The sequence below is a fragment of the Streptomyces sp. NPDC002911 genome (genome assembly GCF_053591835.1).
This window is the reverse complement of sequence record NZ_JBSFUO010000014.1, coordinates 61963-86257: the sequence shown is the minus strand read 5'-3', so window position 1 is coordinate 86257 and position 24295 is coordinate 61963. Positions and strand designations below refer to the sequence as shown.

General features: G+C 71.5%; 21 protein-coding genes and 1 pseudogene. 11 read left to right on the top strand and 11 right to left on the bottom strand.

Going from position 1 to position 24295, the window contains the following annotated elements:
• Window positions 1-45 precede the first annotated feature (45 nt).
• Genes ACWD04_RS21960 through ACWD04_RS21945 form a run of 4 tightly spaced genes read left to right on the top strand, consistent with a single transcriptional unit; the run spans window position 46 to window position 4560 of the window.
• The gene (locus ACWD04_RS21960; protein ID WP_451134369.1) at window positions 46-1029 is read left to right on the top strand and encodes a Bug family tripartite tricarboxylate transporter substrate binding protein; all 984 of its coding nucleotides are present in this window, start codon (window positions 46-48) and stop codon (window positions 1027-1029) included.
• The gene (locus ACWD04_RS21955; RefSeq protein WP_451134367.1) at window positions 1026-1556 is read left to right on the top strand and encodes a tripartite tricarboxylate transporter TctB family protein; all 531 of its coding nucleotides are present in this window, start codon (window positions 1026-1028) and stop codon (window positions 1554-1556) included. The genes ACWD04_RS21960 and ACWD04_RS21955 overlap by 4 nt, the downstream gene beginning before the upstream one ends.
• Window positions 1557-1559: 3 nt before the next feature.
• Window positions 1560-3047, top strand: a complete 1488-nt coding sequence (locus ACWD04_RS21950) for a tripartite tricarboxylate transporter permease (RefSeq protein WP_451134365.1) — start codon at window positions 1560-1562, stop codon at window positions 3045-3047.
• 34 nt (window positions 3048-3081) lie between these two features.
• Window positions 3082-4560: a methyltransferase domain-containing protein gene (locus ACWD04_RS21945; protein WP_451134363.1), complete on the top strand. Its 1479-nt coding sequence runs from the start codon at window positions 3082-3084 to the stop codon at window positions 4558-4560.
• Between the two features lie 63 nt (window positions 4561-4623).
• On the opposite strand, the gene ACWD04_RS21940 is transcribed toward ACWD04_RS21945, so the two are convergent.
• Complete coding sequence (locus tag ACWD04_RS21940) at window positions 4624-6489, bottom strand: AMP-binding protein (RefSeq protein ID WP_451134362.1); 1866 nt, start codon at window positions 6487-6489, stop codon at window positions 4624-4626.
• A gap of 173 nt (window positions 6490-6662) precedes the next feature.
• On the opposite strand from ACWD04_RS21940, the gene ACWD04_RS21935 reads away from it, so the two are divergent.
• Entirely contained in the window at window positions 6663-7505 is an 843-nt protein-coding gene (locus ACWD04_RS21935; RefSeq protein WP_451134361.1) for an alpha/beta fold hydrolase, read from the top strand.
• A gap of 1 nt (window position 7506) precedes the next feature.
• Window positions 7507-8766, top strand: coding sequence for a hypothetical protein (locus ACWD04_RS21930; protein WP_451134360.1), 1260 nt, complete (start codon window positions 7507-7509; stop codon window positions 8764-8766).
• Window positions 8767-8775: 9 nt separating this feature from the next.
• Here the strand turns inward: ACWD04_RS21930 and ACWD04_RS21925 are convergent, their stop codons facing one another.
• Both ACWD04_RS21925 and ACWD04_RS21920 read right to left on the bottom strand, forming a co-directional pair.
• Window positions 8776-9276, bottom strand: a complete 501-nt coding sequence (locus tag ACWD04_RS21925; protein WP_451134359.1) for a DUF402 domain-containing protein — start codon at window positions 9274-9276, stop codon at window positions 8776-8778.
• Window positions 9257-9554: pseudogene (locus ACWD04_RS21920) on the bottom strand (GNAT family N-acetyltransferase); the annotation flags it as partial. The pseudogene ACWD04_RS21920 and the gene ACWD04_RS21925, both read right to left, overlap by 20 nt.
• Window positions 9555-9733: 179 nt before the next feature.
• Here ACWD04_RS21920 and ACWD04_RS21915 point away from each other — a divergent pair.
• On the top strand, window positions 9734-10108 hold the full coding sequence (locus ACWD04_RS21915; protein WP_451134358.1) for a GntR family transcriptional regulator: 375 nt from the start codon (window positions 9734-9736) through the stop codon (window positions 10106-10108).
• 96 nt (window positions 10109-10204) lie between these two features.
• On the opposite strand, the gene ACWD04_RS21910 is transcribed toward ACWD04_RS21915, so the two are convergent.
• From ACWD04_RS21910 to ACWD04_RS21895, 4 genes are all read right to left on the bottom strand, one after another.
• Complete coding sequence (locus ACWD04_RS21910; RefSeq protein WP_451134357.1) at window positions 10205-11299, bottom strand: DUF5925 domain-containing protein; 1095 nt, start codon at window positions 11297-11299, stop codon at window positions 10205-10207.
• Window positions 11300-11413: 114 nt separating this feature from the next.
• The gene (locus tag ACWD04_RS21905; protein ID WP_451134505.1) at window positions 11414-12202 is read right to left on the bottom strand and encodes a polysaccharide deacetylase family protein; all 789 of its coding nucleotides are present in this window, start codon (window positions 12200-12202) and stop codon (window positions 11414-11416) included.
• A gap of 74 nt (window positions 12203-12276) precedes the next feature.
• The gene (locus tag ACWD04_RS21900) at window positions 12277-13281 is read right to left on the bottom strand and encodes a glycosyltransferase family 2 protein (protein ID WP_451134356.1); all 1005 of its coding nucleotides are present in this window, start codon (window positions 13279-13281) and stop codon (window positions 12277-12279) included.
• A 23-nt stretch (window positions 13282-13304) separates the two neighbouring features.
• A complete protein-coding gene (locus ACWD04_RS21895; protein ID WP_451134503.1) occupies window positions 13305-14075 on the bottom strand; it encodes a glycosyltransferase family 2 protein in 771 nt (256 codons plus the stop codon).
• A gap of 950 nt (window positions 14076-15025) precedes the next feature.
• On the opposite strand from ACWD04_RS21895, the gene ACWD04_RS21890 reads away from it, so the two are divergent.
• Complete coding sequence (locus ACWD04_RS21890; protein WP_451134354.1) at window positions 15026-15835, top strand: SGNH/GDSL hydrolase family protein; 810 nt, start codon at window positions 15026-15028, stop codon at window positions 15833-15835.
• Between the two features lie 76 nt (window positions 15836-15911).
• Here ACWD04_RS21890 and ACWD04_RS21885 read toward each other — a convergent pair whose 3' ends face one another.
• Window positions 15912-17000, bottom strand: a complete 1089-nt coding sequence (locus tag ACWD04_RS21885) for a serine/threonine-protein kinase (protein WP_451134352.1) — start codon at window positions 16998-17000, stop codon at window positions 15912-15914.
• Between the two features lie 207 nt (window positions 17001-17207).
• Here ACWD04_RS21885 and ACWD04_RS21880 point away from each other — a divergent pair, with 207 nt between their 5' ends.
• Window positions 17208-17471, top strand: coding sequence for a hypothetical protein (locus ACWD04_RS21880; protein ID WP_451134350.1), 264 nt, complete (start codon window positions 17208-17210; stop codon window positions 17469-17471).
• Between the two features lie 222 nt (window positions 17472-17693).
• Here the strand turns inward: ACWD04_RS21880 and ACWD04_RS21875 are convergent, their stop codons facing one another.
• The 3 genes from ACWD04_RS21875 to hmgA all read right to left on the bottom strand — a co-directional run bounded on the left by ACWD04_RS21875 (window position 17694) and on the right by hmgA (window position 21121).
• Entirely contained in the window at window positions 17694-18917 is a 1224-nt protein-coding gene (locus ACWD04_RS21875) for a type ISP restriction/modification enzyme (protein ID WP_451134348.1), read from the bottom strand.
• Window positions 18918-18984: 67 nt separating this feature from the next.
• On the bottom strand, window positions 18985-19758 hold the full coding sequence (locus ACWD04_RS21870) for a GntR family transcriptional regulator (protein WP_451134346.1): 774 nt from the start codon (window positions 19756-19758) through the stop codon (window positions 18985-18987).
• A gap of 43 nt (window positions 19759-19801) precedes the next feature.
• Window positions 19802-21121, bottom strand: a complete 1320-nt coding sequence (gene hmgA, locus ACWD04_RS21865; RefSeq protein WP_451134501.1) for a homogentisate 1,2-dioxygenase — start codon at window positions 21119-21121, stop codon at window positions 19802-19804.
• Between the two features lie 111 nt (window positions 21122-21232).
• Between hmgA and ACWD04_RS21860 the strand changes: the two genes are divergently transcribed.
• A complete protein-coding gene (locus ACWD04_RS21860; RefSeq protein ID WP_451134344.1) occupies window positions 21233-21859 on the top strand; it encodes a TetR/AcrR family transcriptional regulator in 627 nt (208 codons plus the stop codon).
• A gap of 190 nt (window positions 21860-22049) precedes the next feature.
• Entirely contained in the window at window positions 22050-24230 is a 2181-nt protein-coding gene (locus tag ACWD04_RS21855; RefSeq protein WP_451134342.1) for a molybdopterin-dependent oxidoreductase, read from the top strand.
• Window positions 24231-24295 lie beyond the last annotated feature (65 nt).

Genomic DNA, 24295 nt, shown 5'->3' with positions numbered 1-24295 from the left:
GGGCCACCTCACACGTACGAAGAATGGCTTGAAAGGCGGCTTCCGGTGCGACTGCGCACTCCACTCGCCCTGTTCGGGGCCGCGCTGCTGGTGGTCGTCGGGCCGCCGCTGCTCTCCACCGGCAGCGGCTCCGACACCGGCACGCAGATCCCCGGACTGCGCTTCATGGTTCCCAACACACCCGGCGGCGGTTACGACATCACGGCGCGCACCGCGGCGAAGAACGCCGAGGACGCCGGACTCACCCACGGCATCGAGGTGTTCAACCTGCCCGGTGCGGGCGGCACCGTCGGCGTGACCCGGCTGGCCGCCGAGCACGGCAACGGCAAGCTCGCCATGTCCATGGGCCTCGGTGTCGTGGGCGCCGTCCACACCAACAAGTCGGCCACGACCCTGGCCGACACCACCCCGATCGCCCGGCTCACCGAGGAGCAGGACATCGTCGTCGTCGCCAAGGACTCCCCGTACACGACGATCGACCAGCTGCTCACCGCCTGGAAGAAGGACCCGGGGAAGATCCCGGTCGGCGGCGGTTCCTCGCCCGGCGGGCCCGACCACCTGGCGCCGATGCTGATGGCGAAGGCCGCCGGGATAGCCCCCGAGCAGGTCAACTACATCCCCTTCGACGGCGGCGGCGAACTGCTCGCCTCGATCCTCGGCAACAAGGTCGGCTTCGGCGTCTCCGGCGTCGGTGAGTACCTCGACCAGATCGAGGCCGGTGAGCTGCGGCTCCTCGCCGTCACCGGGCCGAAGCGGGTTCCCGGTCTCGACGCGCCCACGCTCCGTGAGGCCGGGCTCGACACCGACTTCACCAACTGGCGCGGCATCGTCGCCCCGCCCGGACTCTCCGACGCCGAACGCGACAAGCTCATCGGGCTGGTGAGCGAACTGCACGACTCGAAGCAGTGGCGGGACTCCATGAAGAAGAACGGCTGGGACGACGCCTTCCTCACCGGCGACGCCTTCGGCGACTTCCTGGACGCTCAGGACCGGCGTGTCGCCACCGTCCTCAAGGAGCTGGGACTGTGACGGACGAGACCACACCTTCCCGGCCCGCCGGCGCACGCTCCTGGCTGCGCGAGCACTCCGAACTCGGCGTCAGCGTCCTGCTGCTCGTGCTGGGCGTCCTCGTCCTGACCGACGCGTTCACGATGAACGTGGACATCACCCAGCGCGGACCCGTCGGCCCCAAGACCGTTCCGGTCGCCGTCGGCACAGGGCTGCTGGCCGTCGCCGTACTGCTGGCCGTCGACGTCCTGCGCGGCGGTCGCGGCGAGGCGGAGGGCGGCGAGGACGTCGATCTCGACGAACCCGCCGACTGGCGCACCGTCGCGCTGCTCACCGGGGTCTTCCTCGCCTTCGCCGTCCTGATCGGCCCGCTCGGCTTCCCCATCTCCGGCGCCCTCCTCTTCTGGGGCTCCGCGTACGCGCTGGGCAGCCGCCACCTCGACCGCGATCCGCTCATCGCGGCCGGGCTCTCCCTGGTGACCTACTTCGTCTTCGACAACCTGCTCGGGGTGCCCCTCCCGGGCGGCCCGCTGATGGGGGTGCTCTGACCGATGGATTCCCTCAACTCCCTCATCGACGGCTTCGGCACGGCGCTCACGCCGGTCAACCTGCTCTGGGCCGCACTCGGCGTCCTGCTCGGCACGGCGATCGGGGTGCTCCCCGGCATCGGCCCCGCCATGGCCGTGGCGCTGCTGCTGCCGGTGACGTACGGGCTCGAACCGACCGGCGCCTTCATCATGTTCGCCGGGATCTACTACGGCGCCATGTTCGGCGGCTCCACGACCTCGATCCTCCTCAACACCCCGGGGGAGAGTGCGGCAGTCGTCGCCGCGATCGAGGGCAACCCGATGGCGAAGGCCGGCCGCGGCGCACAGGCGCTCGCCGCCGCCGCCATCGGTCACTTCGCCGGCGGCATGATCGGCACGATCCTGCTGGTCGTCCTCGCCCCGACCGTCGCCTCCCTCGCCGTCGACATCGGCGCCCCCGACTACTTCGCCATCATGGTGCTGGCCTTCATCGCCGTCACCTCCGTCCTCGGCTCCTCACGGATCCGCGGCCTCGCCTCGCTCCTCATCGGCCTCACCATCGGCCTCGTCGGCCTCGACCAGATGACGGGCCAGCAGCGCCTCACCTTCGGCTCGCTCCAACTGGCCGACGGCATCGACGTGGTGATCGTCGCGGTCGGGCTCTTCGCCATAGGGGAGGCCCTCTGGGTCGCCGCACACCTGCGCCGCTCCACCGGCAAGCCGATCCCCGTCGGCCGCCCCTGGCTCGCGAAGTCCGACGTCCGGCGCACCTGGAAGTCCTGGCTGCGCGGCCCCCTCATCGGCTTCCCGTTCGGCGCGATCCCGGCGGGCGGCGCGGAGATCCCCACCTTCCTCTCGTACGTCACCGAGAAGCGGCTCTCCAAGCACCGTGACGAGTTCGGCAAGGGTGCCATCGAGGGTGTCGCCGGGCCGGAGTCGGCGGCGTCCGCCTCCGCCGCCGGAACCCTGGTCTCCATGCTCACGCTCGGCCTGCCCACCACGGCCGTCGCCGCCGTCATGCTGGCCGCCTTCCAGCAGTACGGCATCCAGCCCGGCCCGCTCCTGTTCGAGCGTGAACCCGATCTGGTCTGGGGCCTGATCGCCTCGCTCTTCGTCGGCATGGTGCTGCTGCTCGCCCTGAACCTGCCCCTCGCGCCGCTCTGGGCGAAGCTGCTGCGGATCCCGCGCCCCTACCTCTACGCGGGCATCCTGTTCTTCGCCGCCATCGGGGCGTACGCGGTCGGCGGGGAGGCAGTCGACCTGGTGATCCTGCTGGTGATCGGGCTGATCGGCTTCGGGATGCGGCGGTACGGACTGCCGGTGCTGCCCGCGATCATCGCGGTCATCCTCGGCCCGTCCGCCGAACAACAGCTGCGGCGCGCCCTCCAGATCAGCGACGGCAGCGTGACGGGACTGGTCGACACCCCGTTCTCCGTGACCGTCTACGTCATCGTCGCGCTGATCCTGGCGTGGCCACTGGTGAGGAAGGTGCTGGGACGAGATCGAGGGTGAGGGAACGCCGGTGGCGGCTGACAGAATTGCGGACATGACCACGACCGACTGGGATGCCGCCGCCGACTCCTTCGACGAGGAACCCGACCACGGGCTCCACGATCCGGTGGTCCGCAGCGCCTGGGCGCGGCGGATGGAGACCTGGCTGCCCACCTCCCGCTCCGAGGTCCTCGACCTGGGATGCGGTACGGGCAGTCTGTCTCTGCTGGTCGCCTGTCAGGGGCACCGCGTCACCGCTGTCGACCGGTCGCCGCGCATGGTGGAGCAGGCACGGGCCAAGCTGGCCGGCACCGGCACCGAGGTGCTCATCGGCGACGCGGCTCACCCCCCGGTCGGCAAGCAGCGGTTCGACGTCATTCTCGCCCGGGACATCGTGTGGCTGCTGCCCGACCCCGCGGCCGCCCTGCGGCACTGGTTCTCACTGCTGCGGCCGGGCGGCCGGCTGGTGCTCATCGAAGGCGTGTGGAACGGCAGCGGGCTCTCCGCGGCCGATCTCACCGAGCACCTCACCGAGCACACCGAGCGCGTCCACCACGAGCCGCTCTCCGGGGACTCCCGGCTCTGGGGCAAGGAGGTCGACGACGAGCGGTACGCCCTGGTGGCCCGCGCCGAGCCGCCGCACCGGCACACCGAGGTCGTCGACGTCCACCTGATCCTGCGCAGGGGCCCGGAGGTGCTGCTCGCCCGGCGGGCCGGCACGGGGTACGCGGACGGGCTGCTCCACGCCCCCTCCGGTCACGCGGAGGACGGCGAGGACGTCCGGGCGGCGCTGATCCGGGAGACGGCCGAGGAGATCGGCGTCGAGCTGGATCCGGACGAGCTCCGGGTGGCCTTGGTCATGCAGCACAGGGGGCCGGGCGGCAACCCCAGGATGGGCTGGTTCTTCGAGGCGGACCACGACCCGGAGCGCCCGCCCCGCAACGCGGAGCCGGACAAGTGCTCCGAGCTGGAGTGGTTCCCCCTGGACGCGCTGCCGGACGACATGGTGGCCTACTGCCGTGCGGGCCTCGACGGATACCGCGCCGGGCAGCGCTTCCTGATCCACTGGCACGAGGACGGCGACACCGTCGCCCACGCACCGCGGGCGGTCCGGCGTGCCGTCCCGCTGCCGGTGGCGGCGATCCCCACCGGCCGGCTGCACCACATCGAGCTGTGGGCGCCCGACCTGGCCGAGGCCGAGGCGGAGTGGGGCTGGCTGCTCGGCGAGCTGGGCCATGTCCCGTACCAGCGCTGGGTGCACGGCCGTAGCTGGCGGCGCGGCGACACCTATGTGGTGGTCGAACAGTCACCGGACCTGGCGGAGCGCACACACGACCGGCTGCGTCCCGGCCTCAACCACCTGGCGTTCCACGTCGGAGACCGCGCCACGCTCGACGCGCTGGTGGCACGCGCTCCGGGCCGAGGATGGCGGCTGCTCTTCCCGGACCGCCATCCGTACGCCGGCGGCAGCGGGCATTACGCGGCGTACCTGGAGAACACCGCCGGGTTCGAGGTGGAACTGGTCGCTCCGTGAGCCCGGGCGGACGCACTCCCGCGCGCGGCGCCCCGGCGGCCGCCGCGCCTGGAGCCGGGGGCGTCAGCCTTCCGCCTCCAGCCGGGCGGTGATGTCCTCGCGCAGCCGTACCTTGTCCGTCTTGCCGACCGCGGTCAGGGGGAGCGCCGGGACCTCGACGAGACGTTCCGGCAGCTTGAACCGGGCGAGTCCGGCCTCCTCCAGATGGCTGCGGATCTCCCGCAGCGGCGGCGCTCCCCCGCCGGTACCCACGACATACAGGCAGACGGCTTCGCCCAGTACACGATGCGGCATCGCGACGGCAGCGGCGGCCCGTACACCCGGGTGCGTCAGGACCAGTGCCTCCATTTCAGCCGCCGGGATCTTCTCCCCTCCACGGTTGATCACGTCCTTCAGACGCCCGGCGACCACGAAGTTCCCGGACGGGTGGCGGCGGACGAGGTCGCCGGTGCGGTAGAAGCCGTCGGGGGTGAACGACGCCGCCGACGCGTCGCCGTGGTACCGCGTGATGACTCCCGGTCCCCTGACCAGTAGTTCGCCGATGTCCCCCTCGGCGACACGCCGGCCCTCCTCGTCGACCACGAGGGTCTCGTCACCCGGCGAGGACGGCCGCCCCTGCGTGGTGAACGAGACCTCGGGCGGATCATCGAGCCGGGTGAAGTTCAGCTGGCCCTCACTCATGCCGTACACCTGCTGGATCCGGCAGTCGAAGACGTCGGCCAACCGGGCGGCCGTTGACGCGTCCAGGCATGCCCCGCCGACCTGCAGGACCCGCAGGCTCGACAGGTCGAGGCCGCGGTGGGCGGCACGGGCGGTGAGCCACTGCCGGGCGAGCGCGGGAGTGAGCGCGCAGTGGGTGACGCGTTCCCGCTCGATCAGCGACAGGGCCGCAGCCGCGTCGTCCGGTGCGCCGAGTACGACCTTTCCGCCACGGGCGAGGGTGCCGAGCATCCCCGGAGCGGAGAAGGCGAAACCGTGCGTCACGGGCAGGACCGCGAGGAACACCGATTCCGGCGTCAGTCCCGAGACCACCGCCGCTGCGCGGATCACGTGCCCGAGGGCCTCATGCGTGCGGGCGATGGGTTTGGGCGCGCCCGTGGTCCCGCTCGACAGCAGGAAGAGGGCGGTGTCCGACGGGCTCCGGCCCGCGGGCGCGGGGGACGGGCCACCGGCCTCGACGAGACGGTCGATGTCCACGTGTCCCTCGGCCGGACCGACGACTGCCCGGTGTCCGGCCGGGCCCGCGAGACCCGAGACCAGGAGGGTACGTACGGACGGATGCCGCTCACGGAGCCGCTCGGCGAGCCGCAGGTGGTCGAAACGCTGGTGCCGGGCCGGGACGGCGAGCGCCGCTGGTTCCAACGCCGCGACAACAGGCCCCAGTTCGTGTTCGCGCAGCGCGGGAAGGGCGAGAACGGGGCGCACACCGAGTCTGATCAGAGCGAGTACGAGTACGACGAACTGGACCTGGTTCGGCAGCTGTACGAGTACGGTCTCGCCGGTCCGGATGCCGGAGTGTGCCAGCCGGGCCGCGCAGCCCGACACCGCCACGTCGAGCTCGGCCCTGGTGAAGGTGCGGTCGGCGCCGGCCAGCGCCGCACGGTGACCCGCGTGCAGGCGGGTCCCCAGCACGAGGTCGTCCAGGAACTCCGGGCGCCACCAGCCGCGGTCCCGGTACTCCGTGCAAGCGTCGGCGCCGGCGTCGGGTTCGCGCTCCTCGAGGACGTCCGCGAGTTGTCGCACGGTGTAGTCGTGCTCGGTCCAGAGATCGATGCGGGTGGCGAACCGGTCGGCCAACTCCACCTGGATCTGCGTGAGATCGACGGAGTCGAGCGCGAGGTGTGCGCGCAACCGCGCGCCGTCGTGCAGCAGCTCCTCACCGATTCCCAGGTCACGGAGGATTCTGCGTACTTCTTCGATGCCCGTCATTCGGACGGTATGCCCGGTGCGTCGCGGCGGGAGACCGGCGCGCGGAAGCAGTGGGAAGCACACATGACCAGGGAGGCGTTCGAAGTGGGCGGCGCCGGACCTTGCACGCCCTGCACCGTCCGTCACTTCTGTGTGACGCTTTGGAGTCACACCGGTTTCGGCACTGGAGTGTGATGAACCCCTTGGACAGCGGAACGTTCGCGGTACCGGGCGCGAAGATCTATTTCGAAGTACGGGGCGACGGGCCTCTCCTGCTGCTCATCGGAGGAGGGAACTCCGACGCGGCCGTGTTCAAGCGCCTGGCCGCGGTCCTGGCAGCCGGCCACCGTGTCGTCACCTACGATCCCCGCGGAAATTCACGCAGCGTGCTCGACGGGCCCCCGGTGGACCAGAGGGTCGAGGAGCACGCCGACGACGCGTACCGCCTGATCCACCACATCGTCGGCCCGGACGAGCCCGTGTACGTTTTCGGGAGCTGCTCGGGCGGGCTCATCGCGCTGGAACTCACGATCCGGCACCCGGACAGGATCCGGCTGGCCGTCGCCCACGAACCACCCGTTCTCAGCATCCTTCCTGACGCCGGACACCACATGGCGCTCCTCGACGACATCTGCCGGACCTATCGCAATGAGGGAATGGCGCCGGCCCTCGTCAAGCTGCAGGCCCTCCACGGCGGCCGGCCCGCTCCTGCCCTCCCCGAGGAGCACAACAACACCGACTTCTTCCTCAGCCACTTCGTCCTGCCGTTCACACGCTTCGTACCGGACCTCACCGCGCTCGGGGAGGTCGCGGACAAGGTGGTGTGGGCCGGTGGTCATGCCTCGCGAGGGGATCTCGTGCACCGCCCGGTGCTCTTCCTCGCCGAGCGGCTCGGCGGCACGGTGGAACTGTTCCCCGGCGGGCACGTCGGCTACGCGAGATATCCCGCCGACTTCGCGGAGCGGCTCGCCGAGACCCTCGCCACCGCACCCGGCGCGGTGGGCCGCCCGCGGGAGACGACCGGCCGAGGGCAGTGACATGCGGATCGTGATGGGGGCCCAGAACTGTGGTTTCGGCCCTGTCTCCGAGCTCGTCGCGCTCTCCCGGCCGCTCCACGGGCACGAGCGGGTGTTCGTCGGCGACGGCGTCGCCGCTGTGTTCGCCCGGCGTAACCCCGATGCCTTCGACGCCGTCCACGACACCGGCGGGATGACCGAGCAGGCCGGGGCGGAGATGACCGACGGCTTGCTGCGGGGCTGTGATCACGTGATCTCCGTCATGGACGCCGAGTTGGTGATCCGGTCCGTCGTGGCCCGGCGGCCCGTGACCATGGTGGACAGCCTCTTCAGTTTCTGGCAGCTCACACAGCCGTTGGCCGGTATCCACGAACGCTGCGTGACCATGCCGCGCGCCGGCCTCGCTGCCGCCGAGGAGCACCTGACGGGCCTTTCGCCGCACGAGCGGGTCGTCGCGGCCCACCTGCTGGCCACACACAGCGTCGTTCAGAACTTCCCTGGCGTCACCGAGCGCGCGACGGAGTTCGCCACTCTGGGCGCCGGACCCCGGATGCACCGGACCGGCTCCATCGTCGATGTCGAAGGGCTGCGGAACGTCGTACGAGCCGCCGAACCGGAACACGATCTGCTCATCAACGTCGGCGGGTTCAAGAACTTCCTCCTGGACTTCGATGTCAACGACGACTACATGCGCCTGCTGCACCGGTGGCTTCCGGATCTGCTGCGCGACTGGCCCCGGTTCCGTCGCGTCCTCGTCTGCGGCGGGCCGTTCGGCGAGGGCCGGGAACGGACGGTCTCGGCCGCAGGCGGTACGGCCGACTGCCGTCTCCTGCGCCAGCGTGAGCTGCTTCAGGTGGCGGCGAGCACCCCGGACTATCTGATGGCCCCCGGGCTCACGGCGCTCCACGAAGCGATCGCCCTCGGGCGGCTGCCCCTGGCCATCCACGAGCAGCACTACGCCCATGTGTTCACCATGCGCGCCCTGGACGGCACATGGTTCGGGCGGAGCGGGGGCCGGTTCACGGACGTGGTACCGCGCCACCCGCTGCCGGAGGACGACTTCGCCGGGACGGCGGCCCTCGTCGAGCTGGCGGGTCGTGTCCGGAAGGACGACGAGCTCTACGGGAGGTACCGGCGGACGTTCAACGAACGCATCGAGCACTACGTCTCGCTCACCCCGCCGCAGAGACAGCACGGCGTGGAGGAACTCGGCCGACTCCTCGGCGGTGAGCCGACCCACGTGGTGATGACCCGCATCCTGGACACGACGCGAGCCGCGTGACGGGCCCTCTCACCCGATCAGTCTCGCCAACCCCTCGGTGCGGGCGCGGTGTTCCAGCTCGTCCAGGGCTCGGACGGCCGCGTCCGCAGCCGAGGGGTCGCGGCCGGCGAGCCCGCTCTCCGCGAACTCGTCCTCGTCCAGGCGCAGTACGGACGAGCCGTCCGCCGACACCCACAGGTCGAGGTCCAGGTCCTCGACCAGCAGTTCGGTGCCCCGGAGCACGGCGGGCCGGGTGATGTCGCAGTACCAGCCCTTCAGCCGCCCGCCGCCGGAGCGGACCTCCTTCACCGCGTACCACCGGTCGCGCCAGTAGTGCTCGGTGAAGACATCGCCCGGTTCGAAGCGTACGAAGCCGAAGTCCCGGATCCCCGGGGCCGCCCACGGGGCCCGGACGGTGATCCGGGTCCCGTCGTCGCCGACCGGCTCGGCCGGGTAACGGATCTTGGTGCTGCCCGCCTTGACCAGGGCGACCGTCAGCATGGGGCCGGTCTCAGCCGATTTCGCGGACATGACGCACCGCCGTGGCGCAGATCTCATAGCCGAACCAACGGTTGACCGCCAGCATCGGATCGTTGCCGGCGTCGTTTCCGGTGTAGGCGTCCGTGTATCCGGCGGCCCGCGCCCAGTGCAGCGAAACGCTCTTGGCGAGCTTCGCCAGACCTCGGCCGCGGAACGCGCGCAGGGTGCCGGTCATGGGCCGACCAGTAGCGGGCCAGACCGTCGGTCTGCCCCGCGCTGAACGCCGCGACCTGCCCGTCCACCACCACGACCGTGGTGAGCGCGTGCTCGGAAACGGACATGCCCACCTGCGCGGTGCCGATCACCTCGCCGTCCTCCTCGGCGACCAGCAGGAAGTCACGTACGTGAACCGTCATGTGCGGGACTCTAACGTGGCCACGGCCGGGATGTCTCCGAATTTCCTGCGGCGTCACCGTCGACGGCACACGCGGTGCGCGACAATCGACAGGTGACCCTGAAGATCGTCGTTGACCCGGACTCCGCCACCGCCCCGTACGAGCAGCTGCGCGCCCAGCTGTCCGAACAGGCCCGATCCGGCGCCCTGCCCGTCGGTTACCGGCTCCCGACCGTACGCGGTCTCGCCGGTGAACTGGGTCTGGCCGCCAACACCGTGGCCAAGTCCTACCGCGCGCTGGAGGCCGACGGGGTGATCGAGACGCGGGGCCGCAACGGAACGTTCGTCGCCGCCGCCGGCGACGCGGCGGCCCGCCACGCGGCGACGGCGGCGCAGGAGTACGCCGAGCAGGCCCGGCGCCTCGGCCTGCCCCGGGCCGACGCGCTGGCCCTGGCCGAGGACGCGGTACGGGCGGCCTACGCGAAGTAGTCACGGTCGGGCAGGCCCAGCACTCCGGCCGCATCGGTCGGCTCACGAACCATGTCTGTCCACCAAGTGCCCCCGGAGTGCCACGCCCCCACCGGTTCAGAGGTACAGCCCCGCGTCCGCCCCCGCGTCCTGCTTCGGTACGGAGGCGGGGCCGCTGCCCCGCCGCAGGGCGTACAGCTCGGCGAGCGTGGCGCCCTCCCGGCCCAGTCCTTCCTCCGAACCCAGCCAGGTCACCGACTCCGCACGGGTCAGCGAACCCACCTCGATGCGGGCCAGGCAGCGGCCGGGCCTGACGACAGCGGGGTGCAGCCGCTCCAGGTCCTCGTTGGTCGTCACTCCCACCAGCACGTTGCGTCCCTGGCCCAGCAGGCCGTCCGTCAGGTTGAGCAGCCGGGACAGCGCCTGACCCGCCGTGTGCTTCGCCTCGCCGCGGATCAGCTCGTCGCAGTCCTCCAGGAGCAGCAGCCGCCACCGGCCCTTCGCCGAACCGTCGTCCTCACCGATGGCGATGTCCATCAGATAGCCGACATCGTTGAACAGCCTCTCCGGGTCCAGCACGCAGTCCACCTGGCACCAGTCGCGCCAGGACCGGGCGAGGGTGCGAAGCGCCGAGGTCTTGCCGGTGCCCGGAGGGCCGTGCAGCAGGAGCAGCCGGCCGGCGATGTCGTCGGGAGTGACCTTCATCAGCCGGTCCATCGCATCGGCCACCGGAGCCGTGTAGTTGGGCCGGACCTCGTCCCAGGCGCCGGCGGCGATCTGCCGGGTGGTGCGGTGCGGGCCGCGGCGGGGGGAGACGTACCAGAAGCCCATGGTCACGTTGTCGGGCTGCGGCTCCGGCTCGTCCTGGGCCCCGTCGGTCGCCTCGGACAGGATCTTCCGGGCCAGCTCGGCGGTGTCGGCGGTGACCGTGACGTCGGCCCCCCGGTTCCACCGCGAGACCAGCAGCGTCCACCCGTCGCCCTCGGCGAGGGTCGCACTGCGGTCGTCGTCACGGGCTTCCCTCAGCACCGTGGCCGCCGGGGGCAGCAGAGTCGCCCCCGACTTGACCCGGTCGAGGGAGGAACTGTGCGAGTAAGGCTGCTCGCCCGTCGCGAAGCGGCCCAGGAACAGTGCGTCCACGACGTCGGACGGCGAATCGCTGTCGTCGACGTTGAGCCGGATCGGCAGGGCGGACTCGGGGTTGGCAGACATGGCGCTCATGATCCGGCACGGCGGGACCCCGCGCACCCAGGTTTCGGCGGCTGCCCCGGGCGGCGGGGACGGAACGCAGGCCGGGCGGGCTCCGGGGTCCGCCCGGCCACCGGATCAGCCCGGTGCGGCGGCCGGCCCGGAGCCGCCGAACCCGCGGCGCACCCGTCGTGCGCCGCGCACGACGGCGAACCCCTTGGTGAGCGCCCGGTCCACCGCGAACGCCCGGGTGACCGCCCGGCCCTCGACCAGCCGGGCGAACTCGGCGGGCGTGGTGCCCCGGCGGACGGTCACCCGCTCCAGGGCGTACGGCCCCTGGCGGCGGCGCGCCAGAGCGTTGCCCACGGCGAGGGACTGCGCGAAGCCCGCCGCCCGTACCGACTGCCGCACCCGGCGGGTGGAGTAACCGTAGGGATAGGCGAAGGAGACCGGAGGGCCGCCCAGTTCGGCACCGACGATCTCCCGGCAGCGCATGGTCTCGGCCCGCAGAAGCACGTCGTCGAGCTGGTCCAGCTGCGGGTGGGTGTGGCTGTGACCTCCTATCTCCACACCCGCGGCGGCGAGTTCGCGCACCTGGCCCCAGTCGAGCATGGTGTCCAGGGCGCCGCCCTCGTCGTACGCCCCGCGCAGCCAGCCGGTGGTGACGAAGACGGTGGCCGCGAACCCGTGCCCGGCGAGCTCCGGCAGTGCATGCCGGTGCACCCCCTCGTAACCGTCGTCGAACGTGATCAGCACCGGCCGGGGCGGCAGGGGCCGCCCCGTGCGCCAGCTCTCGCCCAGCGCGGCCGTGGTGAGCGGGGTGAATCCGCGCCGGGCCAGGATCTCCATCTGCGTACGGAAGGCGCCGGGTGACACGGAGAGGCCGTACGCGCCGTCAGCCGGACGGTGGCCGACGGCGTGGTACATCAGGATCGGCACGGCACCCCTCACCGGACCCTCCTCGCGCGCCTGCCCCTCCTCGCTCACCAGGCCGTCCCCGCTCACCGCACCTCCTCACGCGCGCCCGGCGCCGGTTCGATCGCCGGTACGGCGAAGGACGCGCCGTCCCGCCGGACCCGTACGCTCCCCACCGCGTAGCCGGCCGCAGCGGACAGTACTCCCGTCACGACGGCGCCGGCGCGGCCCGCTCCGCCGGGGCGGCCGAGCACGAAATCCCGTACGCCCCGCAGTACCCCGGCCGGGAGTACCCGGGTGGTGTAGCGGCGCTCGGACTCGAGGCCCCGGTCCATGCCGACGCTCCGGGCGACGAGAGCCTTGGAGAGCCCCTCGGCGTACGTACGGGTACGGAAGTAGCCGAAACGCTCGCGTACCCCGGGGACCTTGTGGTGGATCACCGCGCGGTCGTCGATCAGCAGGACGGCGTGGGGGAGTGCCCGGCTCAGCCGGATGCAGAGCTCGGTCTCCTCGCCGCCCAGCGGCCGCTTGTCGCCGTCCCGCCCGATGCCGGTGGCGAAGCCGCCCGCCGCGTCGAACGCCGTACGCCGGAACGACGCGTTGCCGCCGAGGACGTTGCGGACCCGGACGGTGCCGGACGGCAGCCCCAGATAGGTGCACCCGACCACCCAGTCGAACTCCTCAGGGAACCAGACCGGCCTGCGGCCCGATGCCCACGACGGCAGGGTGCGGCCGCCGACGGCCATCACCCGCGGGTCGTCGTAGCCCTTGTCGAAGTGGCGCAGCCAGTCCGGTTCGGCCACCGCGTCGTCGTCGAGGAAGGCGACGACCGCGCCGCGGGCGGCGGCGATGCCCGTGTTGCGGCCTGCCGACAGGCCGCGGGGGCCCGCGTTCGCGAGCACCCGCACCCCCGGGCAGTCCCCGTACTCCGCGGACAGCCGACGCAGCAGCGCCGGATTGTGGTCCACCACCAGCAGGATCTCCTCCGCGGGCAGGGACTGCGCGCGGACCGAGGTGACGGCCTCGAGGATGTCCCCCCAGCGTTCCTCGGTGTAGACGCAGATGACGACGGAGAAGTCGCGTGGGCTCACGGAGCCCGGCCCTGGCCGTGAGCTCACAGCACCTGCCCCCGGCCGATGACGGCGGGAACGGCCGCCGTCCGGCGCCCGCCGCGGCGCACGCGCTTCTCCGTGAGGATCACCCTGAGCACCCGGAGTCCGTCCCGCACGGCGCTGAGATTGCTGACGCCGTGGATGCGGTTGTACTCGTGGCTGGGCACCTCCTGGACCCTGAGGCCCGCCTTGACCACCCGGATGTTCATCAGGGTCTCTATCTCGAAGCCGGTGCAGTCCAGGGTGATCCTGTCCAGGCAGTGCTTCCAGAAGGCGTTGTACCCGTAGCAGAGGTCGGTGTAACGGGCCCCGAACTTTCGGTTGACCACCGTGCACAACGCCCGGTTGCCGAGCTTGCGGACGGGCGTCATGTCGTCCGTGCCGCCGCCGTTGGCGAAGCGCGAACCCTTGGCGAAGTCGGCTCCGCCGACCAGGGCGGAGACGTAGCTGACGATCTCCTCCCCGTCCGCCGAGCCGTCGGCGTCGACCATCACGATGATCTCGCCGGTGCAGGCGGCGAAGCCACTGATCAGGGCGTCCCCCTTGCCCTTGCCGACCTGTTTGACGACCACGACGTCCGGCCGGAGTTCACGGGCGACCCGGACGGTGTCGTCGGTCGAATTCCCGTCCACGAGCACGACTTCATGAATCCAGTCGGGCAGGGTGTTGAACACATAGGGAAGATTCTCCGCCTCATTCATGGCGGGGATCACGACACTTACCGGCGGCGCTATGGCGAGATGGGAAGAGATCGGCCGGTATGCGCTCTCCATGCGAGCGGCTTCGGTCTCTTCGGCGGCAGGTCTGATCGAGGAAGGCAGAACTGAACTCATGAGTCTTTCCCTCTCGTCCGGTGGACGGCCCGCCCCCGGGCTGTCCGGATAAAGGTCCGGTTCGAAAGGGGGGTTCTCATCCCGGCCATGACGGCATGGCACTCCGAGCTGGCTGGATGAGCCGGCACAACTGGCCGCGCGGCGACCGGCTCGAACGAGTCCGGTCACTGAGCACGGCACCCCCCTACCGCGCCCCGCTCCGGTATCCACCGCGGCTGCCTGAGCCCTCCCCTGGAGCCGCCTGCGTGATGGACCGTTACGGGTTGATCTACAACGGTATTAATGACTGGAACTGTATGGCAAGACATGCGATGACGTCTCGTCCTTTTCGGACTTTGGTGGAACTGTCGCATGCCGCCACGGAATTGACGCTTCCTATTCTTGGAGCGCCTGGGGTCCTTGGGACCTTCGAGGTATTCGGGGCGCGTGTCGAAAGGTATTGATCAGTGCGGATACGAAAATGATCAGTACGCTATTCCGTGCCGGTGCTGCCCGGCGGCGACTTGGCGGTCGTGAAGAGGTGAAAGAGCGTGAAAGGGGAGTGCGGTGGTGAATCGAGTCCGGCGAGTGCCGGCGTGGCGCCCGCTCCTGCCGGCGCGACGACCCCGCCCGCTCCTGCCGGCGCGACGACCCCGCCCGCTCCTGCCGGCGCGACGACCCCGCCCGCCGGGGCGGGCGGCGCATCTGCCCGCGATTGCCCCGTCTTGCGGCTGATGATCCGCATCGGCGACTAGGCCCCCCTGTGCCCTGAATGCCGGATTTTTTGATGTGCCGCAACGCCGGGAGGGCGGCAGGGTGGCACCGCCGAAGCTTCTTGGCATGCACACTTCCGGAACTCATGTCTGTACTGCTACCACGGAGTTGGCAGAGATCCTGCCCAAGGAGGTCCCATGAAAATGTCCAGACTCGTGGCGTTCTCGTCCTCTCTCCTGCTCGGTACCGTTCTCGCTCTGACCGGCGTGAGCGTCGCCCAGGCCCAGGAATCCGCAGAGCCCGTCGACTATGTCGCCCTGGGTGACTCGTACTCGTCGGGTGTCGGTGCCGGCAGCTACGACAGCGCGAGCGGCGACTGCAAGCGCAGCACCCGCGCGTACCCGTCCCTCTGGAAGGCGGCCAACAAGCCCGCCTCGTTCGCCTTCACCGCGTGCTCAGGGGCCCGGACGGGCGATGTCACGGCCGGTCAGCTCGGTCCTCTGAACTCCGCGACCGATCTCGTCTCGATCTCCATCGGCGGCAACGACGCAGGGTTCGCCGATGTCATGACCACCTGTGTCCTGCAGCCCGAGGCCACCTGCCTGGGCCGGATCGCCACCGCCCGCGCCTACGTCGACTCGACCCTCCCCGGCAAGCTGGATTCCGTGTACGGGGCGATCAGCGTCAAAGCGCCCTCGGCCCACGTCGTCGTCCTCGGATACCCCCGCTTCTACAAGCTGGGCGGCAGCTGTGCCGCCGGTCTGAGCGAGAAGGAACGCTCAGCCATCAACGGCGCCGCCGACTACCTCAACGCCGCCACCGCCAAGCGTGCGGCCGATCACGGCTTCACCTTCGGCGATGTCGCCTCGACATTCGCCGGGCACGAGATCTGCTCGGGCAGCGCCTGGCTGCACAGCGTGAACTGGCTCAACATCGGGGAGTCCTACCACCCGACCGCCGCAGGTCAGTCCGGCGGCTATCTGCCCGTCCTCAGCTCGAAGGCCTGACCGTGCCGTAGCGCAACGCGTCGGCTCGGCCGGCCGCCGGGGAGGAGGCTCCGTCCCGCGGGCCCCTCCCCGTGCGTCACGAGGACGCGACTACGCCCGTCGCGGCCTTCCCGCCACCTCTCTCGTCCGGGTCGCCGTCACCCGTCAGGGCCCAGACGAGGCCTCCGGCGATGAGCAGGACAGCGGCCCCGAGGGTCACCAGAACCCCCCTGCGCTTCATGTGCGCGGCGGATTCCGGCGGGTCCGTGGCCGGTCCGGAACCCCCGGAGACAGCTGTTGCGGTCAGGCTCTCCGGGGGGAGCGGCGGGCCGGCGGCCCCGCCGTCAGGCGATCCGGTCCCGCCCGCGGCCAGGATCCGCAGCCGGCGCTCCGTCTCCCCGGCCGTGAGCCGCTCGGCCGGATCCTTGCGCAGCAGCCCCTCGATGACGGGGGTGAGCGCGCCCGCTCTCCGCAGCGGTGGCGGTTCCTCCTCGCGCACCGCCCGCAGGGTGTCCTGTGGGGTGTTCCGTCCGAACGGTTCCCGCCCTTCGGCGGCGGTGTACAGAAGCACCCCGAGTGACCAGAGGTCGGATTCGGGCCCGGGCGTGCGCCCCAGCGTGCGTTCGGGTGCGAGATATTCCGGTGAGCCGATCGGTTCACCCGTCCCGGTGAGGCCGGACGACTCCTCGGACGGGGTGATGCCGAAGTTCTTCAGCATCACCCGCCCGTCGTTGGCCAGCAGCACGTTGCCGGGTTTCACGTCGCGGTGCAGCACCCCGGCCTCATGGGCGACGCGCAGCGCCGCGAGCAGCTCCGCGCCGACCCGGGCCGCACGCCGCGGGGGCAGCGGACCGTCGGCGCCCAGTACGTCGGACAGGGCGATCCCGCGGATGAGATCCATCACGATCCAGGGCCGGGAGTCCTGGCTCACCACGTCATGGACGGCGACGGCATTGCGGTGCGAGACGCGGCCCGCCGTCCGGACCTCCCGCTCCAGTCGGGAGTGCAGCCGCTCGGCTTCGGCGGCGGGCAGGGCCGACGGGGTCCGTACCTCCTTCACGGCCACCTCGCGCCCCAGCACCTCGTCCCGGGCGCGCCACACGATGCCCGTCCCGCCCTCGCCCAGCGGATCCAGGAGGCGGTAACGATCCGCGATCACACGTCCGGTGCCCGGGGCTTCGCTCATCGGTGATTCTCCATCAGAAGCGTTGCGCAGTACGGACGAAGTCCCTCCAAGCTAACGCAACCCGCGCCCGAACCGACAGGACCGGTAACGGGCCGTCAGCCCCCGTGTACGGGTGTGCGATCCAGCGGCCGGGATACACGAGTGTCATCGCGGGACGATAGGGTTAACCTGCCCGGGCCGGGTGCCCTCGTACGGGTGGGGAGTGACATGGAACAGATAACGGTGCGCAGCAGGCCGCGTGTGCCTGCCATTACATGGGGGAGCGGAGCGACCAGTTCGCGCCTCGACCGCCACCTCGCAGTGCTGGGCGGTCCTGCCGTTCCGCAGCGCGAGTCGGCGGAAGCGACGCTGCTGATGCTCGAACTCACCTCGCGCGACGCCGCGCACACCCGCAGGAGCAGGAGCGCGCGCGTCTCGCTCTTCGCCCCCCTGCGGCGACTGCGGCGCTCGCTCCTGGGCAGCCGCCGCTGACCGACGGCTGTCACGACCGGTCGGCCCTCCGCTCAGGGCCGCGTCCACGATCACTCCGTTCCGGCGCAGTGCTGCTGTCCGCCCGTCCGTCATCCCCAGGGCCGGCAGCGTTGCGTCGGTGTGTTCCCCAGCGCCGGTACGGCACCCATCGGCGCCGGTCCCCCCCGCCGCCCTCATCACGGGCCGACCCTTCCATCGCACCCCTGAGTGCGGTGCGCCGTCTCACAACAGCGCGAACTGCCCCTCCGGCCCCTCCTCCTGATGGTCCAGTACGGACGCGGGGAGCCGCGCCGACGCGGGGACAGGAATCAGCCCGGCTGTACGCAGCCCGTCCCGGGTGAGTGCGCCCGCCTGCTCCAGCCGGTCCCGCAGTGCCTGCTGCCGGGGCCGCAGCTCGGCGAGCAGCGTCAGGACAGTGATCAGTTCCAGCAGCTCCGAGGTCCGCTCCTGCGGCCAGCCCCGCGGTCCCACCGCCGCCAGGCCCTCCGCCGTCGCCGTACGGCGCTCCATCCAGAGCTCCAGCACGCGTACCCCGCTGACCCGGAAGTCCCAGGCACTCACGGGCACGGGCGAGACACGTCCCTCGCCGAGGAGGATCGCCTCCCCGGCGGCGTCGTAGCGCAGGCCGTCCGGCCGGGCCGGGACCGGGGCCCGCACGTACGGGCGCCGGCCGCCGGGCAGGCGGGGGCGCTCCCCGCCGTGCGCGCCGCGCAGCTGGATCCGCAGCAGCTCCTGGCCGAGCTCCACGCCCTCCGCCCACAGCGCGCCCTCGGCGGGCAGCGGGACGAGCGGACCGGCGGGGGAGGGCAGGGAGGCGGCGAGGATCCAGGCCAGGACGGACGCGGCGGTGACCGGTACGCCGTACCGGGCGGTCAGCAGAGCGGCCAGACCCGGGGCGAGATTGGGCTCCCGTCCGCCCGGCCGCCGGAAGAGCGGCCGTATCCGGCCGGGACGTCCGGCGGGGGAGTGCCCGTCGGGCAGCAGCGTGGTCGCGGACAGGGCGGGACCGCTGTCCTGGGGCACGAATCCGTGCTCGACGGCGAAGAGCTGGTGTCCGTCGGCGACCCGCCACAGCTCGGGGCGGGCCGCGTCGAGCAGCCGCTGGTCGGGAATCAGCCACTGTTCGTCGAAGGGGCCGTGCACGATTCGTACCGGTCCGGGATACGGGCCCGGGACGCGTGCGAACGCACTCGTACCGGTGGAGGTGCCCGGCAGTGCCGAGGCCGGGGTCAGCGGCGTACGGGAGCGGCTGGGCCGGAACAGCCGTTCCTGCTCGGCGCCTTCCGCCTGTACCAGCAGGTCCCAGCGGGCTCGGAGCGAGGCGGCGTCGGGGGCCGTCACCCAGGGACGCCCCGTTCTCAGGGGGCGCACCGACCAGGGCATGAGGTCGTCCAGCAGGGGGAGCGTGTCGCCCCCGCCGGCTCCGGCCGCCACCCGTGCTGCCACCGTGTCGTCCTCCCGTCGCCACGTCCGCCTCTCGGCATCGTAACGACCGCCGGTCGCGGCTCCGCCGTCAGTGCGCGTCGACGGTCACGGAGAAGGTGAAGCGGTCGCCCCGGTAGCGGATGCGTGCCACGTCCACCACCGTGCCGTCCTCGTCGTACGTCACGCCGGTGTAGTGCAGGATCGGGCTGAGCAGCGGGACCTGGAGCAACTCGGCCGTGACGGGGTCAGCGAGGCGCGCCTCCACGGTGTCCGTGATCCGGGAGATGCGCACCCCGACGGCGTCGCGCAGCACCTTGGTCATCGGCCACCGTTCCAGATCGGCCACGTCGAGCCGGGCCGCGAGCTCGGGGCGCACCGCGTTCTCCGCCCAGTTGGTGGGCTCGCCCGTCCCCTCGTCGCAGCGGAGCCGCCGGTAGCTGACCACCTCGGGGCAGTCCGGGAAGAACTCGGCGAGATCACCGGGGACGGGCGTCCGGCCGTGGCCGAGCACGGCCGTACGCTCGCCCGACTGCTGGGCGACGATCGCGTCGATCGAACCCAGCAGCCGGACGGGCGACACGCGCCGGGCGCGCGGCTCGATGAACGTGCCGCGCCGGCGGTGCCTGCTGATCAGCCCTTCGCTCTCCAGCTCCTTGAGGGCCTGGCGCATGGTGAGGACGCTGACGCCGTAGTGCGCGGCGAGCTGCTCCTCGGTGGGCAGCCGTGTCGAGGCGTCCTGGGGGCGGCCCAGTATGGAGGCGCGCAGGGACTGGGAGACCTGGTACCACAGGGGCAGTTTCCGGTTCAGCACCAGGGAGTCGGGGGCGAAGCCGGGCCGACTCGCCTCGTTCACCTGATCCATCCGGTTCACCTGAGCTCTCTGCGGTGCGGCCGGCAGTGCGGTCTCACGGCCGGAAGTTGCGGCTCAGACCCTGCCACACGTCGTCGTATCCGCGCTGGAGACGGTCCGAACCCGCGGCCTGCGCGGTCACCGTGACCGGCCAGCGGCTCTCGAACATGAAGGCCAGACCGTCGTCGATCTTCTGCGGCTCCAGCTCCGCCGCGCTCGCCCGGTCGAAGGTCGCACGGTCCGGGCCGTGCGCCGACATCATGTTGTGCAGCGAGCCGCCGCCCGGCACGAAGCCGCCCGCCTTGGCGTCGTACGCGCCCTCGATCAGTCCCATGTACTCGCTCATCACGTTGCGGTGGAAGTACGGCGGGCGGAAGGTGTCCTCGCCGACCAGCCAGCGCGGGGCGAAGACGACGAAGTCGACGCCCGCGAGCCCCGGGGTATCGGACGGAGAGGTCAGCACCGTGAAGATCGACGGGTCCGGGTGGTCGTAGCTGATCGTGCCCATCGCGTTGAAGCGGCGCAGGTCGTAGACGTACGGCGTGTGGTTGCCGTGCCAGGCGACGACGTCGAGCGGCGAGTGGCCGTACGTCGCCGACCAGAGGTTCCCGCAGAACTTGTTGACCACCTCGACCGGACCCTCGCGGTCCTCGAACGCCGCGACGGGCGCCAGGAAGTCCCGCGCGTTCGCCAGCCCGTTGGCGCCGATCGGACCCAGGTCGGGGAGGACGAAGGGCCGGCCGTAGTTCTCGCAGACGTAACCCCGGGCGGTGCCGTCCAGCAGCTCGACGCGGAAGCGGACGCCTCGCGGGATCAGTGCCACCTGGCCCGGCCCGGCGGCCAGCAGGCCCAGTTCGGTGCGGAGCAGCAGGCCGCCGCGCTCGGGAACGATCAGGAGCTCGCCGTCGGAGTCGCTGAACACCCGGTCCGTCATGGAGGAGTTCGCGCTGTACAGGTGCACGGCCATGCCGGCGCGCTGCGTGGCGTCGCCGTTGCCGCCCAGCGTCCACAGGCCGGTCAGGAAATCCGTGCCGGCCGCGGGGTCGGGGAGCGGGTCCCAGCGCAACCGGTTGGGGTCGGGAACCGTCTCGGAGAAGGGGGCGGTGCGCAGGGTGCCGTTGTCGGTGCGGACGAAGGCGGGATGGGCGGCCGAGGGCCGGATCCGGTAGAGCCAGGACCGGCGGTTGCGCGCCCGGGGCTCGGTGAAGGCCGAGCCGCTGAGCTGCTCCGCGTACAGCCCGAGGGGAGCGCGCTGAGGCGAGTTCCGGCCGTGCGGCAGTGCCCCGGGGACTGCTTCCGAGCTGTGCTCGTTGCCGAAGCCGGACAGGTGGCCGAGACCCTCCGCCGTTTTCCTCGCCTGCTCGATGCCGCTCATCATGCGCTCCCGGTGGATGAGGAATCCCATGGATCCCCTGACGAAGAATCCTGTGGATCACCGTAGGAATCGAAACGTGGCTCGTCAACGGCATGCGGGCATGATGGGGCCGTGTCCCACGCTCATACGAACCTTCGACGCGTCCCCGTGCAGCAGCGCAGCGCCGACCGTCTCGCCCGTATCCTCGACGCCGGCGCCGCGCTGCTCGACGAGACCGGCTACGAGCAGCTCTCCACCCGGGCGGTGGCCGACCGGGCCGGTGTGCCCATCGGCTCCGTCTACCGTTTCTTCACCGACAAGAGGGCGCTGGTCGACGCCCTGGCCGAGCGCAACCTGGAGGTCTATGCCGGACGGGTCGTCGCCAGGCTCGAAGTGATACCCGAGCGGGAATGGCGTGCGGCCATCGACGCCGTGCTCGACGAGTACCTGGCGATGAAGCGTTCCGTCCCCGGCTTCGCCCTCGTCGACTTCGGCCCTCCTGCGCCCGTCACCGGGTCGGTCGACGAGGTGAACCGCCTTGTCGCGGGGCGCCTGGCCGAGCTGCTCTCCGGGCATCTCGGCCACGGCCGCGACGGGGCCGCCTCCGACGCTGCTCTGTTCCGCACGGTCCTGGTCTGCGTGCAGGCGGCCGACGCCCTGCTCCAACTCGCCTTCCGTGCCGACGCGGCGGGCGACCCGGACCTGATTGCGGAGACCCGGGTCCTGCTCCAGGCGTATCTCGCGCGGGTTCTCGAATGAGCGGGTTGGCGCATGAACGGTTCCTCGCGTAGCCCGTGGGAGCGGCGGCGCAATCGGTGGCTCCGGCACCTCGCCAGCATCCGTACCGGTCGGTATGCTCGGTTCGCCGGGAGCCCGCGCCCGCCGAGCGCGCCGCGGGAGCACGGCTCACGCCCGCGCGCCAACGCTGCCGCCGCCCCGGGGAGGGCCCATGTCCCACGAATCCCGTACCGCTCTGCGTGTCTGCCCGCTCTGCGAGGCCACCTGCGGACTCACCCTCACCATCGAGGGGACCGAGGTCACCGGTGCCCGCGGTGACCGCGAGGACATCTTCAGCCGAGGCTTCATATGCCCCAAGGGCGCCTCCTTCGGCGGCCTCGACGCCGACCCCGACCGGCTGCGCACGCCGCTCGTCCGCACGGACGGCGTCCTGCGCGAGGCGACCTGGAGCGAGGCGTTCGACACGATCGCCGCGAAGATCCCGGCCCTGATCCAGGAACACGGCGAGCAGGCCGTCGGAGTCTTCCTCGGCAACCCCAACGTGCACACGACGGCCGGCGGGCTCTACCCGTCGCTGCTGCTCTCCGCGCTCGGTACCCGCAACGTCTTCACCGCCAGCACCCTGGACCAGATGCCCAAGCACGTCTCCAGCGGGCTGCTCTTCGGTGACGCCAACGCCATCCCCGTGCCGGACCTCGACCGCACCGCTCACCTGCTGCTGATCGGCGCCAACCCGCTGGAGTCCAACGGCAGTCTGTGCACCGCCCCCGACTTCCCGGGCAAGCTCAAGGCGCTCCGCCGGCGCGGCGGCACCCTCACCGTCATCGATCCGCGCCGCACCCGCACCGCTCGCCTCGCCGACCGGCACGCGGCCATCAGGCCCGGCACCGACGCCCTGCTGCTCGCCGCGCTCACCCAGGTCCTCGTCGAGGAGAAGCTCACCGATCCCGGCGCACTCGCCGAGCACCTCGACGGATACGACGAACTGGCCGAAGCCATAGCGGACTTCACCCCCGAGGCGGTGGCGTCCGCCTGCGACCTCGACGCGGACACCATCCGGGAGATCGCCCGCGAACTGGCCGCCGCCCCCGCCGCGGCCGTCTACGGGCGCATCGGCAGCTGCACCGTCGAGCACGGCACCCTGGCCAGCTGGCTCGTCGACGTACTCAATATCCTCACCGGCAACCTCGACCGCCCCGGCGGTGCGCTCTTCCCGCTCTCCGCCACAGCCCGTGCCCCCCGCGCCGCCGCCCCGGGGAAGGGGTTCGCCCTCGGCCGCTGGAGGAGCCGGGTCTCCGGGCACCCGGAGGCCAAGGGCGAACTGCCCGCCGCCGCGCTCGCCGAGGAGATCGAGACGCCGGGAGAAGGCCGGATCCGGGCGCTGATCGTCGTCGCGGGCAATCCGGTGCTCTCCGCCCCCGACGGGGACCGGCTGGACCGCGCACTCGCCGACCGCCTCGACTTCATGATCAGCGTCGATCCGTATCTCAACGAGACCGCGCGCCACGCCGACGTCGTGCTGCCCCCGCCGCCGCCCTCGCAGAGCGCCCACTTCGACTTCGCGTTGAACTCCCTGGCCGTCCGCAACCAGGTCCGCTACAGCCGCCCCGCCGTGCCGCTGGAGGAGGGGCGGATGGACGAGAACGAGATCCTCGCCCGGCTCGTCCTCGCCGTCGGCGGCAGGCACGGCGCGCCGCCCGAGGCCGTCGACGACCTGGTCATCGCCACGACACTCGCCAGGTCAGGGGCCCCCGAGTCGCTCGCCGACGGTCTCACCGGCCGCACCGGCGCGGAACGCCGCCTGGACCTGATGCTGCGCCTCGGTCCGTACGAGCTCACGCTGGAGCAGCTCCTCGCGCATCCGCACGGCATCGACCTCGGCCCGCTGGAGCCACGCGTTCCGCAGGTGCTCAGGACCCGCAGCGGCCGCATCGAGCTGTTCCCGGCACCGATCGCCGCCGATCTGCCCAGGCTCCGCGCGTCGCTCGGCGCGCGGCCCGCCGGACTCGTCCTCGTCGGCCGCCGTCATCTGCGGTCCAACAACAGCTGGATGCACAACGTCGCCGCACTGCGCGGTGGCTCGAACGTCTGCACCCTGCAGATCCACCCGGACGACGCTGCCCGGATCGGTATCGCCGAAGGCGGCACTGTCCGGATCACCGCGGCGGGCGGTGAGGTCGAGGCGCCCGCCGAGATCACCGACTCGGTACGCACCGGGGTCGTGAGCCTCCCGCACGGCTGGGGCCACAGCCGCGCGGGCACCCGCATGTCGGTCGCCGGAGCGGAGCCGGGCGTCAACGTGAACCAGCTCCTGGACGGCACACTCCTGGACCCGCTGTCCGGTACCGCGGTGCTCAACGCGGTTCCCGTCTCCGTAGCGCCAAGTCGTTGACCTGGGGTTTTGCTCGTATTGCTCACACGTCAACATCTTGTTAACGCTGCTTCAGGGCCCCTAAC

Coding starts and splice junctions, on each gene's coding strand:
- ACWD04_RS21945 (WP_451134363.1), top strand. CDS start 3,082: ATGACCACGACCGACTGGGATGCCGCCGCCGACTCCTTCGACGAGGAA.
- ACWD04_RS21940 (WP_451134362.1), bottom strand. CDS start 6,489: ATGACGGGCATCGAAGAAGTACGCAGAATCCTCCGTGACCTGGGAATC.
- ACWD04_RS21935 (WP_451134361.1), top strand. CDS start 6,663: ATGAACCCCTTGGACAGCGGAACGTTCGCGGTACCGGGCGCGAAGATC.
- ACWD04_RS21855 (WP_451134342.1), top strand. CDS start 22,050: ATGTCCCACGAATCCCGTACCGCTCTGCGTGTCTGCCCGCTCTGCGAG.
- ACWD04_RS21895 (WP_451134503.1), bottom strand. CDS start 14,075: ATGGAGAGCGCATACCGGCCGATCTCTTCCCATCTCGCCATAGCGCCG.
- ACWD04_RS21950 (WP_451134365.1), top strand. CDS start 1,560: ATGGATTCCCTCAACTCCCTCATCGACGGCTTCGGCACGGCGCTCACG.
- ACWD04_RS21890 (WP_451134354.1), top strand. CDS start 15,026: ATGAAAATGTCCAGACTCGTGGCGTTCTCGTCCTCTCTCCTGCTCGGT.
- ACWD04_RS21930 (WP_451134360.1), top strand. CDS start 7,507: ATGCGGATCGTGATGGGGGCCCAGAACTGTGGTTTCGGCCCTGTCTCC.
- ACWD04_RS21885 (WP_451134352.1), bottom strand. CDS start 17,000: ATGAGCGAAGCCCCGGGCACCGGACGTGTGATCGCGGATCGTTACCGC.
- hmgA (WP_451134501.1), bottom strand. CDS start 21,121: ATGAGCGGCATCGAGCAGGCGAGGAAAACGGCGGAGGGTCTCGGCCAC.
- ACWD04_RS21870 (WP_451134346.1), bottom strand. CDS start 19,758: ATGGATCAGGTGAACGAGGCGAGTCGGCCCGGCTTCGCCCCCGACTCC.
- ACWD04_RS21925 (WP_451134359.1), bottom strand. CDS start 9,276: ATGTCCGCGAAATCGGCTGAGACCGGCCCCATGCTGACGGTCGCCCTG.
- ACWD04_RS21880 (WP_451134350.1), top strand. CDS start 17,208: ATGGAACAGATAACGGTGCGCAGCAGGCCGCGTGTGCCTGCCATTACA.
- ACWD04_RS21910 (WP_451134357.1), bottom strand. CDS start 11,299: ATGTCTGCCAACCCCGAGTCCGCCCTGCCGATCCGGCTCAACGTCGAC.
- ACWD04_RS21905 (WP_451134505.1), bottom strand. CDS start 12,202: ATGTACCACGCCGTCGGCCACCGTCCGGCTGACGGCGCGTACGGCCTC.